Genomic DNA, 16677 nt, shown 5'->3' on the forward strand with positions numbered 1-16677 from the left:
ATGGCTAATTCTCCGGTCCTCTGTTAATGTGCCCGCATCCTGCCTCTAGGGATTCCGCAGTTTAAGGCTTTAAGCCCTCGTGCGACCTATCCATACGACCTGTCAGAGGACGTCACCCCGTTAACGGCGCGTGACTGTAGTCGTCTTTTATTCCATGAATTTTCATGGCATCTGCCCGCATTCGCCGAGAACGGTGTTCGTGGAGGCAGAACAATCAAGAGTTGATCTTATATGAGTTTTTCTTCACTCGGTTTGTCCGAGCAGCTGGTCCGTGCCACTTCCGATCAGGGTTACGATACCCCGTCTCCCATTCAGCTTCAGGCGATTCCTGCGGTCTTGTCTGGCCGGGATGTGATGGCTGCAGCCCAGACTGGTACTGGCAAAACTGCCGGATTTACACTGCCTATCTTGCAGCGCCTGGCTGATAACCCGCGCAGCGGCAAAGGTCCCCGCGCGTTGATTCTGACGCCAACACGGGAGCTGGCAGCGCAGGTTCACGACAGTGTGAACCTTTACAGCAAATACGTTCCCACCAAAGCCGCCGTAGTTTTTGGAGGTGTGAAAATCAATCCGCAGATGATGAAGCTGCGTAAAGGCGTCGACGTTCTGGTGGCCACACCGGGCCGCTTGATGGACCTGTATCAGCAGAATGCTGTGCGCTTCAACGAAGTGGAATTTCTGGTGCTGGACGAAGCCGATCGCATGCTGGACATGGGCTTTATCCGCGACATCCGCAAGATTCTTGCGCTGTTGCCGGCCAAACGCCAGAACCTGCTGTTCTCGGCGACTTTCTCAAGCGAGATCAGGGGCTTGGCTGAAGGCTTGCTGAATAATCCGGTGCAGGTAGAAGTTGCTGCCCGCAACACGTCGGCTGACAATATCGTTCAGTCGGTGTACCCGGTAGATCAGAGCCAGAAAACCGCGCTGCTGAGTAAGCTGGTGCGTGACAATGCCTGGGAGCAGGTGCTGGTGTTTACTCGTACCAAGCATGGTGCTAACCGTCTGACCCAGAAGCTGGAAAAAGACGGCATCACGGCTGCCGCTATTCACGGCAATAAGTCCCAGGGTGCCCGTACCCGGGCACTGGCCGACTTCAAAGCCGGCGAAGTACGTGTACTGGTGGCGACCGACATCGCTGCCCGTGGCCTGGATATCAAGCAACTGCCCCAGGTGGTGAACTTTGAACTGCCAAATGTGCCGGAAGATTACGTGCACCGTATCGGTCGTACCGGTCGTGCTGGTGAGAGTGGCCACGCCCTGTCACTGGTCAGTGCCGATGAAGGCAAGATGCTGGCGGGCATTGAAAGGCTGATCAAGAAGCAGCTGCCGCGCAAGAGTATGGAAGGCTTCGAGCCCACCAACAACCTGCCACTGAAGCCGAAAGCCAAGGCCGATCCCAGTCGCGCCCGTAATGGCGGTGGTAATGGCCGGCCCGGAAGCAAGCCGAGAAGCTTCGGCGACAAGCCCGGTGGTCGAAGTGGTGGCCGGAGCCAGAATGGCGGTGGCCAGCGAGGCCGGTCAACCCAGCGCCAGAGTGCCTGAGGCAGAGTAAGATAGTTCAGAAAGGCGGAGCAGATGCTCCGCCTTTTTTGTTTCTGGCAGACAAAAAAAGGCGGGGCCGGAGGGCCCCGCACAGGAGAACGCACCTTCCGGCTGTCCACAGACCATGGCGACTGCCGGAGGGCACGGGGATCAGAACTTGTAGGACACGCCTACCATGTAGACCAGGGGATCAATTTCTACGTCTACGGTTTGGTTGGCTGCCCCAATCTTTGCCTCGGTGTCGATATCGATCCACCAGATTGCAGCGTTTACGCCAACATTTTCAGTGATCATGTAATCAACTCCCGCTTCAGCAGCCAGGCCGAAACTGTCATCCAGTTCTATGTCGGTGCCTGCAAGAGCGCCAGCGGTCTTTTCGTCAAAGAAAACCGTATAGTTTACGCCTGCGCCCAAATAAGGCTGGAGCTTGCTTCCGCTGGGCATCGGAAAATACTGCAGTGTGACCGTTGGTGGGAGATGTTTTGTCTCCGCCAACTTGCCTGCGCCCGCCAGGTCACCAGCCCCTTCAATGTCGTGACTGAATGGAGTAGCGGCAAGAAGTCCCACACCAATCTTATCAGTAAGCATGTAGCTCAGGGTCAGACCAAGCTGTGTGTTGTTGTCCACGTCAACCCTTGCGTCAGCCCCAACGTTAGTAATGGGGTCGCTTGAAGCATCCGGTGCTACAGTCGCCGCACCCACGCGGCCAATGAAATCACCGGCTTCATACGCCTGAACAGCCGGAGCGGCGGCCATAACGGCGGCAGCCAAAACACCAAGTTTGAATGTACGGGACATATCTATCTCCTTAACCTGAATCGTTGATGGCTTCAGGTTAATGACCTCGAAGAAAGGAAACTTGATTTAGCGCAAGAACGGCCGGGCAGATATTCTGGTTCGACCGTCAGATTGACGCAACTCAAGAAATGGGGCGTCGCTGCGGTTATTGCGGATGGTCAGGCAGAGTTCTTTTTGGGTTCAGGCAGGTTCTCGTCCGGCACGAACACGTCGCGGATAGTCAGCGGGTTGCCATCGGAATTCCGGACTTCAACCGCCTGAATCGGTCGGCCGGTTGCGCGGTCGCGCAGGTCCAGGGGTGTTTGGTCCGGGGCGGGATTCCACTTGTCGCCCCATTGGCGCAGCGCGATCACTACCGGGAACAGATCCCGGCCTTTTTCGGTCAGACGGTACTCAAAGCGCGAGCCGTGTTCGCCGACATCCACTTTGCGCAGTACCTGGTTGTCCACAAGCCGGGCGAGGCGATCACAAAGAATGTTTTTGGCAATACCCAGTTCCTGCTGAAAATCCACGAACCGGCGGGTGCCATACATGGCTTGCAGCACAATCAGCAGGGACCACCAATCACCCACTTCATTGAGGGCGCGGGCGACGGAGCAACTGGAGTCATCAAAACGTTTTCTGGCCATAGCTGGCAGTGTACTGAATAAGGTTGCAATTTAAAACCAAATTTAATAGGGTTGCTTAACGAAACCAAATTAGTAAGGTTGCATATTACCATGAGCATGAATCTTGGCCCGCTTTTCGAACCCTTTGAACTCCACAACCTCAAGCTGCGGAACCGGGTCGCCATGGCGCCGATGACCCGCAACTTTTCGCCCAACGGGGTGCCGGGCGACGATGTGGTGGCCTATTACCGGCGTCGCGCCGAAGCAGGGGTTGGCCTGATCATTACCGAAGGCACCACGGTGAATCACCCGGCTGCCAGTGGTTACCCCAATGTGCCGGCGTTTCATGGCTCGGACGCGCTTGAAGGCTGGAAAAACGTGGTTGATGCCGTGCATGAAGCCGGCGGAGCGATTTTCCCGCAACTCTGGCACGTTGGCGCGGTGCGCAAGGAAGGCACGCCGCCTGATCCTTCGGTTCCCGGTTACAGCCCGTCCGGTCTGTTTGGCCCTGGCAAACCTAATGGTAAAGCCATGTCCAAAGAGGATATCGAGGATGTGGTCATAGCCTTTGCCGACGCGGCGCAGGATGCCAAGGCCCTGGGCTTTGACGGCGTCGAGATCCATGGCGCCCACGGATACCTGCTGGATCAGTTTCTGTGGGAAGGCACCAACCAGCGTGATGACGAATACGGCGGCAGCATGGAAAACCGCCTGCGTTTCGTGGTTGAGATCGTGGAAGCAGTTCGCCACCGGGTCGGCCCGGACTTCCCCGTCATGCTGCGGTTTTCCCAATGGAAGCAGCAGGATTACGACGCAAAGCTGGTGAACAGTCCGGAAGAACTGGAGCAATTCTTGAAGCCTCTGGTGGAGGCCGGTGTGGACATCTTCCACGCTTCCACCCGCCGGTTCTGGGAGCCGGAGTTTGAAGGCTCCAACCTCAACCTGGCCGGCTGGACCCAAAAGCTTTCCGGCAAGCCGACCATGTCTGTCGGCAGTGTGGGGCTGACGGAAGACTTTATCAGTGGCACCTTCGCCAGCAAGCAGGAAGCGGTGGAGAAAGCCGGTATCGACGAGCTGGTGGAGCGGATGAATAACCACGAGTTCGAGCTGATTGCCGTGGGCCGCGCCCTATTGCAGGACCCCGAATGGTTGATCAAAGTTAAGGAAGGTCGCCTGAACGAGGTGGAATCCTTCGCCAAGAAGTCCCTCGCCAAGCTTTACTGATCGTCCCTTCGATCGTAATTTGCCGCAGTGCCTTCGGGCCTGCGGCTTTTTTTGTGGCCCGCCAGAAAGCAAAATGTGTCGTCCTCGTAATCGCGTGTGAAGTTTAACGCGCTATGATGGAGGAAAGTCATTTGCACATAAGGAGTCAGTATGTCGATTATTGGATCGGTTAAAACGCTGTCACTGTCACTGATGCTGTCGGCCCTGGTGGGTTGTGCAACAGTGGGGAAGGATTTCGCCACCCACAACGTTGATCAGATACAGATCGGTGAAACCACGAGAGCAGATATCCAGGAGATGTTCGGAGAGCCTTGGCGCACCGGCATCGAGGATGGCAAACGAACCTGGACTTACGGCAAGTACAAGTGGTCTGCCTTCGGCGATGCCGAAACCACCGATCTGGTAGTGCGTTTCAACCAGGACGGAACCGTATCGTCCTACGTCTATAACACCACCGAATAAATCCCGGTCTGCCGAGCCATGCTGGGCAGACCGGGCGGTTCCCTATTAAAGAAGGGGCCTGGGTTATCAGGCCCGCAAACCACCTACCAGCTTGTCGATGCTGTCTTTTGCATCACCAAACAGCATGCGGGTGTTGTCCTTGAAGAACAGCGGGTTCTCGACACCGGAATAGCCGGTCGCCATGCCCCGTTTGAGGACAACCACCTGCCGCGCTTTCCACACTTCCAGTACCGGCATGCCGGCAATCGGGCTGCCCGGATCTTCGGCGGCAGCCGGGTTTACCGTGTCGTTGGCGCCGATCACCAGCACCACATCGGTGTCCGGGAAATCGGCGTTGATCTCGTCCATCTCCAGCACAATGTCGTAGGGTACGTGGGCTTCCGCCAATAGCACGTTCATGTGCCCGGGCAGTCGGCCGGCCACCGGATGGATGCCGAACCTCACGTTCACGCCCCGGTCCCGCAGTATTTTCGTCATATCGCTGACGCCGTTCTGAGCCTGGGCCACGGCCATGCCGTAACCGGGCACGATGATGACCGAATCGGCGTTGCGCAGTTCCTCGCAAACATCATCGATGCTGGATTCATGGACCGACTGCTCCGAATCGCTGGCGCTTGCGCTGCTGGTGGTCTGGCCGAAGCCGCCAAGAATCACGCTAATAAAGGATCGGTTCATGGCCTTACACATGATGTAGCTGAGGATGGCGCCGCTGCTGCCCACCAGTGCACCGGTGACGATCAGCAGATCATTGCCCAGCATGAAACCGATGGAAGCCGCGGCCCAGCCGGAATAGCTGTTGAGCATGGACACCACCACGGGCATGTCGGCACCGCCGATGGCCATGATCAGGTGAATTCCGAGTACCGAAGCAATGGCCGTCATCAGCACCAGTGCAACGATTCCCAGCGCCATGCTGTCGGTCCCCAGAAACCAGGCCCCCAGCAAGACGCAGGCGATGATCGCAGCCAGATTCATGATGTGCCGACCGGGCAGGGTCAGGGCCTTGCTGTCGATGCGGCCATCCAGCTTGCCACAGGCCACCAGGGACCCGGTGAAAGTCACCGCCCCGATAAAGATGCCGACAAACACTTCCACCAGTTTGATGGTATGTTCCGCTCCGGCAGTCGCGATCAGTGGTTCGATGTAGCCCGAGAAGCCGACCAGCACTGCCGCCAGGCCCACAAAACTGTGGAGCAGGGCGACCAGCTGCGGCATCTGGGTCATTTCCACCTTGTTGGCGATGGGGATGCCAATGCCGGCGCCAAGCAGCACGGCAATGACAATGGCGATGATGCCGCCATCACCCACGCTTGCGAGGGTGGCCCCCACCGCGATGACGATACCGGCGACCCCGTAGAGGTTACCGCGCCGGGCTGATTCCTGGTGGCTGAGGCCGCCCAGGCTGAGGATAAAGCAGATACTTGCGACCACGTAGGCCACGCTCACCAGTCCTGTACTCATATCGGGCGTCTCCTACCTGCGGAACATTTTGAGCATGCGATGGGTGACCCGGAAGCCGCCCCCCACGTTGATGCTGGCAATCAGCACAGCGACAAAGGCCATGATGCCCACCGCTACATTCTCTGCCTGGGCCAGGTGCAGCATGGCACCGATGACGATGATGCCGCTGATGGCGTTGGTCACACTCATCAGGGGGGTATGCAAAGATGGGGTCACGTTCCAGATCACCTGCCAGCCGATAAAGCAGGCCAGCACGAACACGGTGAAGTGTTGCAGAAAACTTTCCGGTGCATGGGCGCCAACGCCATAAAGCGCCAGTGCGCTCACGACCAGCAAGGCGCCCTTGCCAATAAGACTTCGACGGTCAGCGTCTTTCTTGGCAGCGGCCTTGTCGGCCGCCGACGGCTCCTCCGTACCCGGTGCCGGCTTGGGACTGACTGGTGATTCCGGCTGGGGTGGCGGCCAAGTGATGTCGTTCTCCCGCACCACGGTCAGGCCACGGATGACTTCGTCCTCCATATTAACCCGGGGCTGGCCATCCTTATCCGGGGTCAGTTCCGTGAGCAGGTGAACCAGGTTGGTGGCGTAGAGATCGCTGGCCACCTTGGCCATGCGGCTGGGCAGGTCGGTGTAGCCGATCAGAGTCACGCCATGGTGATGGGCTACCTTGCCGGGCTCGGTCAGTTCGCAGTTGCCACCACGTTCCGATGCCAGATCCACAATCACGCTGCCGGGTTTCATGGATTTCACCATGTCGGCGGTGATCAGTTTCGGGGCCGGTTTGCCGGGGATCAGCGCGGTGGTGATGATGATGTCCACCTCCTCAGCCTGCTCCGCAAACAAAGCCATCTCAGCCTTGATGAACTCATCGCTCATCTGCTTGGCATAGCCGCCACCACCACTGCCGTCTTCATCGCCGAAGTCCAGCACCAGGAATTCGGCACCCATGCTTTCGACCTGTTCCTTCACTTCCAGCCGGGTATCAAAGGCCCGCACAATTGCGCCCATGCTGTTGGCGGCGCCAATGGCCGCCAGGCCAGCCACGCCAGCACCGATCACCATGATCTTTGCTGGCGGCACTTTGCCGGCCGCCGTTACCTGCCCGGTAAAGAACCTCCCGAAATGATTGGCTGCCTCAATCACCGCCCGATAGCCGGCAATATTGGCCATGGCGCTGAGAGCATCCATCTTCTGGGCCCGGCTGATGCGGGGCAGGCTGTCGATGGCGAAGGAAGTAATCTTCTTCGCTGCGAGTTTTTCCAGCAGCTCAGGATTCTGTGCCGGCCAGATATAACTGACCAGAAATGCCCCTTCCTTCATCAGGTCCACTTCATGTTTATTCAGGGAGGGATTTTTCATTGGCGCGCGGACTTTCAGGATGAAATCCGCTTCCTGCCACAGCGCCGTGGTATCGACTGCTATGGCCGCGCCGACTTTCTCGTAGGCTTCGTCCGAGTAATTCGCCGCTTCGCCAGCGCCACTTTCAACAACGACCTCGTAGCCAAGCCCGATAAGCTTATGAACGGAAGGTGGTGTGGCAGCCACCCGCCGCTCATCCTTGAAAATCTCTCTGGGGATACCGATTTTCATTGTTGGTATTTCCTCCGGATTGCCCGATGAATCAGTTGCCTGGATACCTACATACTAGTGCACGTTGCCAGATCTGCCCGGAACTTCCGGTTGATGACATGCTAGGTTTCTCGGGCAAGCTCCCTGAGCACAGTTTCCATGACCATCGGACTCCACAACAGTCGGTTGTGCCCCAGTCCGCTGGTGCGAAGGACATCCGCCTTGTTCCAGTTTTCAGCCACACGCAGGCTCTCTTCCGGTGAAACGGAGGTGTCGTCGTCATCAATGACAATCAGGCCCCGCTGGGTGAGTGACCGGGAGAGGTCCTCCAGATCCAGCTGGTCCCACACCGATGGGCCGAAGCGCTCCTCCATGAGTTGAAGGTGGACGGAGAGAGTCTCCCGGCTCAGCCCCAGTTGCTGGCCCAGATTCTCCATCACGGCAGTCAGGCTGGCCGGGGGAGCCAGCATGGCCACGTAGTCAGTCTGCAGTCCGTCAGTAATGGCCCTGGCCACGGCGATGCAGCCGATGGAATGTGCCAACACGCCATGTACCCCGCCAACACTGGCGGCTACTCGGGCGGTGACCTCGGCCATTTCGAACAGGTCGGTGCTTTGCCCCTGGGCTCGGCCATGGGCCGGCGCGTCGAAGAGGACAACCCGGTAGCCAGCTTCGAGCAGCGGTTCGATCCAGGCGCCGAACTGGATGCCGGCGCCGGCCCAGCCATGCACGCCCAGAATTACCGGGCCCTGGCCCCAGGAATACACCGGAATGGTTCGTGAGCCATGCTGGAGCTGAGTGTAGCTGTCAGTTTTATCCAGCCAATGTTCGTGGCGGATGGGCATTGGCAGCCTTGAGGGCCGGAAGGCCATTCGGTTCACCAGTCGCCCGGCTTTTTTGGGCGCCAACCGCCCATACAGTTGCAGTGCCAGCCGGGTGGCGGAGAGGCCCAGGTTCGCGGGTGCCCTTGCCTGGCTGGTATGGCGGAAAGTCTCTGATTGAGTGTTCAGTTGTGAAGTCATGGGGAAAATCCTTCTTCGTACTGTGGTGGATGACAGCTTCAGGTTAGGGCTTGCGGGTTACCAGTAGGAGTGTCATATTTGACATATAAAGTGCGAAAAGGGCCATTCACCATGATCAATATTGCAATCGTTGCCTTGCCCAATTGCCACGCATCCGGCGTGCACGGTGTGATGGATTTTTTTACCGTGGCCAATTACTGCGCCCGTGTGCCAGGAGTCCGGACCGAGCCCTTATTCGACTGTCAGGTCGTGACAGTGGATAACGAATCAGTCCGTGGTTACAGCGGTGCCCTCGTCACACCGACGGTGCGCCGTGAAGACTTTCAGCCCGACCTGATTGTGGTGGGCTCCTCGGTAGAGGCTGCAGTGAGCGCTGAGCTGTTGGAGCGCACCCTGGCGCCCTCCATTCCGTTACACAGCTGGCTGCGAGAGGCATTCGGGGAGGGCGTTGTGCTGGCCAGTGTGTGCACGGGCAGCTTCGTGCTGGCGGAGGCCGGCTTGCTGGATGATCAGGTGGCCACCACGCACTGGCGTGCAGCGCCGCTGTTCCGGAGCCGCTACCCGGACATCCGTCTGGAGGAGGACCAGTTGCTGGTGGATAACGGCCAGATTATCTGTGCGGGTGGCGCGACGGCGTTTGTGGATTTGTGCCTCTACCTGGTGGAACGCTTCGCCTCACCGTCGGTCGCACTGGCCTGCAGCAAGATGCTGGTTCTGGATGGTCGCCGGGTGGAACAGACACCTTACATGGCGTTCTACAGCCGCAAGGCCCACCAGGACGACGCCATCCGCAAGGCGCAGACCTGGCTAGAGCAGCATTACCCCGAGCCGGTCAGCATTGATAATGTCGCCGACGTGGCCGGCCTGGGCACGCGAACGTTCAAGCGGCGGTTCAAGGAGGCGACCGGAGAGACGCCGATCGGCTATCTGCAGCATCTGAGGATTGAAGCCGCCAAACACAAACTGGAGTCAAGCCGCGATCAGACGGCGCGGATCATCTGGAGCGTGGGTTACGAGGATGCCAGTTCCTTCCGACGTTTGTTCAAGCGAACGGTGGGCTGCACCATGGAACAGTATCGCAAGCGCTTCAGCTATGTAACGCCCATGGCAGTGTGAACGGACAGCGTTTCATACGTTCACTCCCTTACGGCAATAAACGTTGTAGCAAGCTATGCTTACCGGCTTTCTTTGAACCCTGGAATGCCCCGAATGCTTGAGACGTTTTTCTCTACCTTTATCAGTAGCACTATTCGCTTTCTGTTCCTGCTGGCGCCCTTTTTCGTGGTGACCATGTTCCTGGCACTGACCCGGGGATTGCCAGCACCCGAAAAGTCGTCGATCATCCGCCGCGCCTGCGTCTCGGCCTTTGTTCTGGGCGTGATTCTGTTCTTTGCCGGTCCGCTGCTGTTCAGCGCCATTGGTATCACCCTCAACTCCTTCCGGATAGGTGCCGGCAGTTTGCTGTTCCTGACCGCCATCAGTCTGGTCACCAGTGGCACCCGCAATCACGCCACCGGCTTGCCGGACGAGGACCGTGATGACATTGCGGTGGTACCCCTGGCGATTCCGGTAATGATTGGCCCGGCGACCATAGGTGCGATTCTGGTGTACGGGGCGGAGCTGAAAACCGTGGCCGAAGTGACCGGCGGGCTTCTTGGGCTGGTGTCCGGGTTATTGATCCTGGCAGTGCTGCTGCACCTATCAGGCTACCTTGAAAAGGTGCTCGGCAAGACCGGACTCAACATTCTTTCAAAAATCAGTGGCCTGATTCTCTCCGCCATGGCCGCCGAAATTGTGCTGACGGGTATTGCGGGATTCATCGCCTCTACCTAGAGTATTGCGGGTTGTTTTTCCGCTGAGGGTCCGTTATGCCTGCCAACACCATTGAGCACAATCGCAACCGGTACAATTTCTCCGGTGTCGAGTCGATCTGGCTGTTTGGTTACGGCTCGCTGATCTACAAGGTGGATTTCCCGGTCATCGAGGAACGTCCAGCCTCGATTTGTGGCTGGGAGCGCCGGTTCTGGCAGGGTTCCCACGATCACCGCGGCACCCCGGACGCCCCTGGCCGGGTAGTGACTCTGGTGGAAAAGCCCGGCGCTGTCTGCAAGGGCATGGCGTTCCGGGTGTCGCCTAATGTGTTCGAGCACCTGGATGTGCGGGAAAAGAATGGCTACGTGCGCTTCAGCACTGCCCTCACGTTTGAGAATGGCAGCCATGCCGAGGGGCTGGTTTATATTGCCACCGAAGACAATGAAGCCTTCCTGGGTCACGCGCCGGATGCGGATATCGCCCGCCAGATTGCTTCAGCAACCGGTCCCAGCGGCCCCAATTCGGAATATCTTCTGAGGCTGGCGGAATCACTGCGCGCCCTTGGTGCCGATTGTCCCCACACCTTTGCTATTGAGTCTCACCTGCGCTCTGCCGGGGAAAACGACACTTCCAGCGGCTAAAACGTCAAGGAGACAGGGCTTTGCGTAAAGATCCTGCAAAGCCGGCTCCGCGGCGCTGACTTTCTCTCCCGGTTCGATAATCTGGGTTCAGAGGCATCCGGCAGTGGGTCCGGATGCGGGATCTGTCTCTGAAAGAGACGGGAGAATCATCATGAAGCGATTAGTGATTGGAAGCCTTGTAGCGGCGTTCCTGATGGTGTCCGCTCCGGCGATGGCGGATAACGACAACGGCCGCGGTTCGGGCTGGCAAAAGCACCATGAACGGGGCCAGGCCATGCCGCCGGGCCACCAGAAAAAATTCCTGCAGGCGCACTATCGCAGTGACCATTACGATCGCCACCACGACAAGCGCAAGCACCAGAAATGGGACCGTAAACATCACAGCCGCGAGGAGCGCCATCACTATTATGGCAAGAAGCACAAGCGTGATGTTTACCGTGACAGATATGACAGGTATGACAGGTACAACAGGTACAACAGGTATGACCGGCACGATTCCGGCCATTACCGCATCAAACTGGGCTACGGTGACGGACTGCCGCCAGAGGCCCGAATTGGCAGGATCATTCACGACACTCACGTGCTGGTCGAATCTTCCCGCCGCTGAGTGAGGCGCTGCGGCTTTGCAGGTGGCCGGTCTCGGGGGCCGGATTGAAACCCCGGGCCGGTGATCTGCGTCGCTGCTGCAAGCCGATCAGCAGCAGCGGCACCACAATCATCAGGCTGCCTGCCAGGAACCAGAGGTCTGGCACTTCTCCAAACCAGATCCAGCCAATGCCCACGGCCCAGATGAGCCCGGTGTATTCGGCGCTGGTGACCTGGTTGGCATCCACCTGGCGATAGGCGAGCAGTACGGTGATGTTGTAGCCCAGTATGAACAGGGCGGAACCCATGGCGCTGATGAGCATACCGGAATCCCATGGGGCGTTTTCCCACCAGGCCAGGGCGCCCGCCGCTGGCAAAATGAGCAGGTAGTTCAGGAACAGTTTGTGGACGGTGGTTTGCTGTGTCGGCAGCTGGCGGACCATCACGGCGTTGATGGCCAGGGCAAACGCGGCCGCCAGCGCGGCGACGGCGGCCCAGTTGAACTCGACCGGCCGGAGGATCAGTACGATGCCGGCAAAGCCGCTGAATACGGCAGTGACACTCAGAGGGGTCAGTTTCTCCCGGAACAGAAAAACGGAGAGCACCATGACGAGTATGGGGGCGGCGTAGAAGACGGCGTTGGCGGTTGCCAGGGGCAGGTTGCCCAGGGCAATGACCATGCAGAGGATGCCCGCCAGGTGGATGTGGGCCCGGAAGGCGTGTATTTTCAGGCCGGCGAAGAGGTGCTTCCGGTTCAGTTGTCCTGCCATGGGCAGGAGCAAGGCCAGCGTGATCAGGCAGCGCAGGAAGGCAAACTGGAACACGGGCGCGCCGGGCTCGAGGAGTTTGATGAATACGTCAGAGATCAAGGCCATGGCGTTGCCGATGATCAGCAGCAGAATGGCACTGTTTACGGTTTTTCCTGACATATCTTTCCCCTTTTAACCTTCAAGTTCTGGTGCAAGAGCAAATCGGGTGGCCCCCTCCGAAAACCGCTGCAAGTACGTCCATGTACGCTTGCTCTCCGCCCCTCAGCGCTAAATGCTCCTGCGTCGCGCTGAGGGTCCTGGGCAGGCCATCCTTGGCCAGCCCGTGAAGAGCTCTCGCTCTTCACCCTTGGCTCCGAGCATTTTCGGAGGGAGCCACCCGATCTGCTCCCGTAACGTGGAAGGAAGTCTAAGGGCTTGCTAATATCCGATAAAATGATCTTTATTTTATAGGTATTAGAAAATTAGATAATGAAACTGCCACCCCTGAAAGCCCTGCCCGTATTCGAAGCCGTTGCCCGTCTCAACAGCTTTTCACTCGCTGCCGATGAGCTGGCGGTGAGCCAGAGTGCGGTGAGTCACCAGATCAAGCAGTTGGAAACCTATCTGGGGGAGCAGCTGTTCTGGCGTAGCGGACGGACGCTTTCTTTGACCGGTGAGGGTCGGCAGTACCTGGATGCGGTGAGTTCGGCGCTGCTGCAGATTGAACGGGCCAGTGAGCAGTTGCTGGGGCATGAGGAATCGCGGTTGCGGTTGTCGGTGTTCAGTTCCTTTGCGGTGCGCTGGCTGGTGCCGAGGTTGCCGGATCTGCAGCGGTTGCATCCGCAGCTGGATCTGGCGCTGGAAATGAGTAGTGAGAATCCGGTGCTGTCGGATCGGGTGGCGGACTGTTTTATCACCATTCACCGGAATTCGCCGGCGTACAGCTATGAGTTGCTGTATGTGGAGCGGCTGTTTCCGGTCTGCAGTCAGGATTACTGGCAAAAAATCCGGCGCGAAGTTGGGCGTGAGGGGGCGGATGGCGATGATGCACCGCTGACGCCGGATGAAGTGGCGCGGTTTCCGTTGTTGTCGACTCATAGTATTTTCGAGAAACCGGCCGGCGATTGGGAGGTGTGGTACAAGGCGGTGGACCGGCCCATTCCCGAGGGCGCCCGGGTACAGCATTTCAGTCACATGCTGCTGGCTCTTGAGGCGGCGAGATTCCATCAGGGCATCGCACTCACCAACGACTACATGCTGAGCACCCGTAAGGATTCGGAGGATTTTGTGCGGTTGCCCTGCCATCCGGTGATGACCGGGGACCAGTTCTACTTTGCCTGGAAAACCAGTCGGCGTCAGGAGCGGGCTATTCAGTTGATGCGGCGCTGGCTGGTGAGTCAGGCCATTGAGGGCGGGCTTCGGGGTGAGGCGGACTAGCTGCCTTCAAGCGCTTCCCAGACTTCAATCGCGGCGGCCAGGTCTTCCAGTGAGGCACCGACGGATTTGAACAGGGTGATGGCCTGATCGTCTGTACGCCCGGATTTCTCGCCCCGCAGGAGTTCCGCCAGCTCGGCCCGCAGGTCGGCCTTGGCGAAGGCGCCTTCGTCGATGGCTTGCAGGATGTCACCGGCCTCGCCCATGGCACCGGCATAGGTATCGACAAAGACCTCGCTGCGGGTCAGGCACCGGCTGTCGGTTTCCCGCATGGATGGCCGGAATGCCCCCACCAGATCCAGATGGCTGCCAGGTCGCAGCCACTCACCCCGGATCAGCGGTTCGGTCGACAGGGTTGCGCAGCTGATGATGTCTGCTTGGGGCACTGCGGTTTCCAGATCCGTCACCGCCTCGCAGTCGAACCGGTCCCGGAATTTGTCGGCCAGGGCTTCGGCCTTGTCCGGATTTCGGCCCCAGACTCGTACCGTGCGGATCGGGCGAACGGCCGCGTGAGCCTCGATCAGCATCGGTGCCAGTTTGCCGGTGCCGACCACCAGTAACGAATCGGCGTCCTGCCGGGCCAGTTCCCGGGCTGCCAGGGCAGACGCCGCGGCGGTCCGCCGGCTGGTCAGGGCGCTGCCGTCGATACAGGCGAGCGGAGTGCCGTGCTGGCCCTCACAAAGAATATACAGGCCCGAGATGGCGGGCAGGCCGGCATTGGCGTTCTGGGGAAACACGTTGACCATTTTCATGCCAATGTACCCGACCTCTTCCCAGGCCGGCATCAGGAGCATGGTGGCCTCACCGTCCGGGCGGTGCATGGCGTGATGGTGCCGTGGCGGTGCTTCGACGCCCTCGCGAAACGTGGTGGCGAGACGTTCAATCAGTGCCGGCCAAGCCAATGCGCCGGCCACCTCCTGGGCAGAAATAACACGCATAAACCTTAACCCTGTTTGCGACTGGCCAGTCGCTGGATTTCACCGATGATGCCACGTCGGAAGACCATGACGCAGACCACGAAGATAGTGCCGAGGATGACCTGGACCCAGGAGCCAAAGGCGGACAGCTCATGGCTGAGGGCACCCACCGTGATGGCACCCACCACCGGGCCGAAGACGGTGCCCAGTCCGCCCACCAGGGTCATCAGGATGACCTCGCCGGACGTTTGCCAGTGGGCGTTGGTCAGTGCAGCAAACTGGAAAATGATGGCCTTGGTGGCGCCGGCCAGCCCGGCCAGGGTGGCGGATATCACGAAGGCCAGCAGTTTGAAGTGATCCACATCGTAGCCCAGGGACAGAGCACGGGATTCATTTTCCCGGATCGCCTGCAGCACCTCGCCGAACGGCGAATGGATGGTGCGGTAGATGATGCCGAAGCCGACCAGGAAGATGGCAAACACGAAGTAGTACATGGCGAGGGAGTTGTTCAGGTCAATCAGGCCGAACAGGTGCCCCCGGGGAATGCCTTGCAGGCCGTTCTCGCCGCCGGTGAAGGGCATCTGCAGGGCCAGGAAGTAGATGATCTGAGCCAGCGCCAGGGTCACCATGGCGAAGTAAATGCCCTGGCGGCGTATGGCCAGGAATCCGAAGGCCGCGCCGAGCAACATGGCAAACCCCGCGCCAGCGAGTATTCCGAGCAGCGGGGTAAATCCCCATTCCTTGGTGACGTAACCGGTAATGTAGGCGGCGCCGCCAAAGAACGCGGCATGGCCGAACGAGAGCAGGCCGGCATAGCCCAGCAACAGGTTGAAGGCACAGGCGAACAGTGCGAAACACAGCAGGTCCATGACGAACACCGGGTAGGCGAACAGGGGGGCGGTCAGGCCTGCCACCAGCATGATGATAAAGAGGATGCGGTTGGTCATGGCGCTTACTTCTCCTTACCAAACAGGCCGGCGGGGCGGAACAGAAGAACCAGCACCATAAGGAAGAAAATAACGGTACTGGCGGCGGGCGGGTAGAATACCTTGGTTAGTCCCTCAACCAGGCCCAGGGCGAGGCCAGACAGAATGGCGCCCATGATCGAGCCCATGCCGCCGATGACCACCACGGCAAACACTACGATGATAAGGTCGGCCCCCATCAGCGGGCTGACCGAGTAGATTGGAGCAGCCAGCACCCCGGCCAGGCCAGCCAGGCCAGCGCCGAAGGCAAAGGTCAGGGTGACCATGAGCGGGACATTCAGTCCAAATGCCTGGGTCAGGTCGGGGTTTTCCACGCCTGCGCGGAGCCTGGAGCCGAGCTTGGTGTGTTCAATGGCCCACCAGGTGGCAAAACAGACCACCAGGGAAAACACGATGGCAAACAGGCGGTAGGTGGGGAAGTACATGAACCCGAGGTTTACCACACCACTGAGCGCTTCCGGCTGGCCCGGGTAGGGCGTACCAGAAACGTTGAAGTAGTTGGCGAACAGGCCCTGAAGGATGAGCGTGATGCCAAAGGTGAGCAGCAGCCCGTAAATGTGGTCGAGCTCGTAGAGCCGCTTGAGCATCAGGCGTTCGATCAAAACACCGAGAATACCGACGATAACGGGCGCCACCAGCAGTGACGCCCAGAATCCGATCTGGAGGCTGATTCCGAACCATTGCTCCAGGAGAGAGTAGCCGATGAGGGCAATGAATGCCCCCAGCATGTACATGGCGCCATGGGCAAAGTTGATGATATTCAGCAAGCCGAATATCACCGCCAGCCCCAGACTCAACATGGCGTAGAACACACCCACATTCAGCCCAAGCAGCGCCTGGGCCAGTATGACCTGTATCGACACGTCG

Annotated in this window: 17 protein-coding genes; 8 read left to right on the forward strand and 9 right to left on the reverse strand. The window is 59.0% G+C overall.

All coding sequences use genetic code 11. The features are described 5' to 3' along the window. The first annotated feature begins 231 nt into the window (after positions 1–231). Positions 232–1542 carry a DEAD/DEAH box helicase gene (locus tag ACN0XM_RS17335; protein ID WP_417568191.1) on the forward strand — a complete coding sequence of 437 codons (1311 nt, stop codon included), beginning with the start codon at positions 232–234 and terminating at the stop codon, positions 1540–1542. A gap of 150 nt (positions 1543–1692) precedes the next feature. On the opposite strand, the gene ACN0XM_RS17340 is transcribed toward ACN0XM_RS17335, so the two are convergent. Further along, entirely contained in the window at positions 1693–2340 is a 648-nt protein-coding gene (locus tag ACN0XM_RS17340) for an OmpW/AlkL family protein (protein WP_417568192.1), read from the reverse strand. A gap of 158 nt (positions 2341–2498) precedes the next feature. Beyond that, positions 2499–2969 carry a winged helix-turn-helix transcriptional regulator gene (locus ACN0XM_RS17345; protein WP_417568193.1) on the reverse strand — a complete coding sequence of 157 codons (471 nt, stop codon included), beginning with the start codon at positions 2967–2969 and terminating at the stop codon, positions 2499–2501. Positions 2970–3059: 90 nt separating this feature from the next. Between ACN0XM_RS17345 and ACN0XM_RS17350 the strand changes: the two genes are divergently transcribed. Together ACN0XM_RS17350 and bamE are read left to right on the forward strand one after the other, a co-directional pair. Beyond that, entirely contained in the window at positions 3060–4172 is a 1113-nt protein-coding gene (locus ACN0XM_RS17350; RefSeq protein WP_417568194.1) for an NADH:flavin oxidoreductase, read from the forward strand. A gap of 150 nt (positions 4173–4322) precedes the next feature. Next, the gene (bamE, locus tag ACN0XM_RS17355; RefSeq protein WP_417568195.1) at positions 4323–4634 is read left to right on the forward strand and encodes an outer membrane protein assembly factor BamE domain-containing protein; all 312 of its coding nucleotides are present in this window, start codon (positions 4323–4325) and stop codon (positions 4632–4634) included. 66 nt (positions 4635–4700) lie between these two features. On the opposite strand, the gene pntB is transcribed toward bamE, so the two are convergent. The 3 genes from pntB to ACN0XM_RS17370 form a co-directional block, all read right to left on the reverse strand. Then, positions 4701–6095 carry a Re/Si-specific NAD(P)(+) transhydrogenase subunit beta gene (pntB, locus tag ACN0XM_RS17360; protein ID WP_417568196.1) on the reverse strand — a complete coding sequence of 465 codons (1395 nt, stop codon included), beginning with the start codon at positions 6093–6095 and terminating at the stop codon, positions 4701–4703. Between the two features lie 12 nt (positions 6096–6107). Beyond that, a complete protein-coding gene (locus tag ACN0XM_RS17365) occupies positions 6108–7685 on the reverse strand; it encodes a Re/Si-specific NAD(P)(+) transhydrogenase subunit alpha (protein WP_417568197.1) in 1578 nt (525 codons plus the stop codon). 101 nt (positions 7686–7786) lie between these two features. Next, positions 7787–8686, reverse strand: coding sequence for an alpha/beta hydrolase (locus ACN0XM_RS17370; RefSeq protein WP_417568198.1), 900 nt, complete (start codon positions 8684–8686; stop codon positions 7787–7789). 111 nt (positions 8687–8797) lie between these two features. On the opposite strand from ACN0XM_RS17370, the gene ACN0XM_RS17375 reads away from it, so the two are divergent. The 4 genes from ACN0XM_RS17375 to ACN0XM_RS17390 all read left to right on the forward strand — a co-directional run bounded on the left by ACN0XM_RS17375 (position 8798) and on the right by ACN0XM_RS17390 (position 11746). Beyond that, positions 8798–9802, forward strand: coding sequence for a GlxA family transcriptional regulator (locus tag ACN0XM_RS17375; RefSeq protein WP_417568199.1), 1005 nt, complete (start codon positions 8798–8800; stop codon positions 9800–9802). 93 nt (positions 9803–9895) lie between these two features. After that, entirely contained in the window at positions 9896–10519 is a 624-nt protein-coding gene (locus tag ACN0XM_RS17380) for a MarC family protein (protein ID WP_417568200.1), read from the forward strand. A gap of 35 nt (positions 10520–10554) precedes the next feature. Next, complete coding sequence (locus ACN0XM_RS17385; RefSeq protein ID WP_417568201.1) at positions 10555–11139, forward strand: gamma-glutamylcyclotransferase; 585 nt, start codon at positions 10555–10557, stop codon at positions 11137–11139. Between the two features lie 151 nt (positions 11140–11290). Continuing rightward, positions 11291–11746, forward strand: a complete 456-nt coding sequence (locus ACN0XM_RS17390) for a hypothetical protein (protein WP_417568202.1) — start codon at positions 11291–11293, stop codon at positions 11744–11746. On the opposite strand, the gene ACN0XM_RS17395 is transcribed toward ACN0XM_RS17390, so the two are convergent. Further along, positions 11703–12653 carry a DMT family transporter gene (locus ACN0XM_RS17395; RefSeq protein WP_417568203.1) on the reverse strand — a complete coding sequence of 317 codons (951 nt, stop codon included), beginning with the start codon at positions 12651–12653 and terminating at the stop codon, positions 11703–11705. The genes ACN0XM_RS17390 and ACN0XM_RS17395 overlap by 44 nt on opposite strands. 309 nt (positions 12654–12962) lie before the next feature. Here ACN0XM_RS17395 and ACN0XM_RS17400 point away from each other — a divergent pair, with 309 nt between their 5' ends. Beyond that, positions 12963–13910 (forward strand): LysR family transcriptional regulator, encoded by a 948-nt coding sequence (locus ACN0XM_RS17400; protein WP_417568204.1) that lies wholly within the window; start codon positions 12963–12965, stop codon positions 13908–13910. Here the strand turns inward: ACN0XM_RS17400 and ACN0XM_RS17405 are convergent. From ACN0XM_RS17405 to ACN0XM_RS17415, 3 genes are read right to left on the reverse strand one after another with little or no spacing between them, the layout of a single operon-like run. Then, positions 13907–14845 (reverse strand): ornithine cyclodeaminase family protein, encoded by a 939-nt coding sequence (locus ACN0XM_RS17405; RefSeq protein WP_417568205.1) that lies wholly within the window; start codon positions 14843–14845, stop codon positions 13907–13909. The genes ACN0XM_RS17400 and ACN0XM_RS17405 overlap by 4 nt on opposite strands. Positions 14846–14850: 5 nt before the next feature. Next, positions 14851–15771, reverse strand: coding sequence for a branched-chain amino acid ABC transporter permease (locus tag ACN0XM_RS17410; RefSeq protein WP_417568206.1), 921 nt, complete (start codon positions 15769–15771; stop codon positions 14851–14853). 5 nt (positions 15772–15776) lie between these two features. Continuing rightward, positions 15777–16673, reverse strand: coding sequence for a branched-chain amino acid ABC transporter permease (locus tag ACN0XM_RS17415; protein ID WP_099618397.1), 897 nt, complete (start codon positions 16671–16673; stop codon positions 15777–15779). Between the last annotated feature and the right edge of the window lie 4 nt (positions 16674–16677).

This window comes from Marinobacter sp., assembly GCF_048269445.1.
Classification (GTDB): Bacteria; Pseudomonadota; Gammaproteobacteria; order Pseudomonadales; family Oleiphilaceae; genus Marinobacter.